Here is a 583-nt window from a genome sequence, read left to right as displayed (position 1 = left end):
GTACCGCGGCGGAGATCTACCCGACCGGGTTGAGCGCGGACTACGTGGACCAGGACGCCCGCGTGCTGTCCGGCGAGGTCATCGAGAACCTGATGGAACTGCATCTGTTCGCCAACCGCGAACCGGGCTGGTGCCTGACCTGCAAGCGTCCGCTGGTGGTCGATGGGGCCATCGAGGGCCTGATCGGCATTTCCCGCGACCTCGGCCAGAAGGACAGCCTGGGCAGCCAGTACGAGCAGCTGCGGCTGGCTCTGGCCCATCTCAACGCGCACTACGCCGAGAACGTGCGCATGCAGACCCTGCTGGACATCACCGGCTTTTCGCTGTCCAAGCTGGAGCGCAGCTTCCGCAAGGTATTCCAGATGACCCCGCAGCAGGTGCTGACCCGGCTGCGGATCCAGATGGCCATGCACCTGCTGCATGGCGACGACAGCATCGCCTGCATCGGCCAGGCCTGCGGTTTCAGCGACCAGAGCGCCTTCACCCGCAAGTTCAAGGCTGAAACCGGTTTCTCGCCGCGCGCCTACCGGGCCCGTATCGGTGGCAACGTCGGCGAGCCTGCGCTGGCCTGAGCCACCTGCTG

General features: G+C 66.0%; 1 protein-coding gene. It reads left to right on the top strand.

What is annotated here, in order from left to right; genetic code table 11:
* On the top strand, positions 1-572 hold a 572-nt coding region (locus C9414_RS20880), incomplete at its 5' end, for a helix-turn-helix domain-containing protein (protein WP_107164304.1).
* Between the last annotated feature and the right edge of the window lie 11 nt (positions 573-583).

Source organism: Bacillus sp. Nf3 (assembly GCF_003028545.1).
GTDB classification, from domain to species: Bacteria; Bacillota; Bacilli; order Bacillales; family Bacillaceae; genus Bacillus; species Bacillus safensis.
Note: the sequence above shows the minus strand (reverse complement) of the source record. Positions and strands in the feature narration are given on the sequence as shown.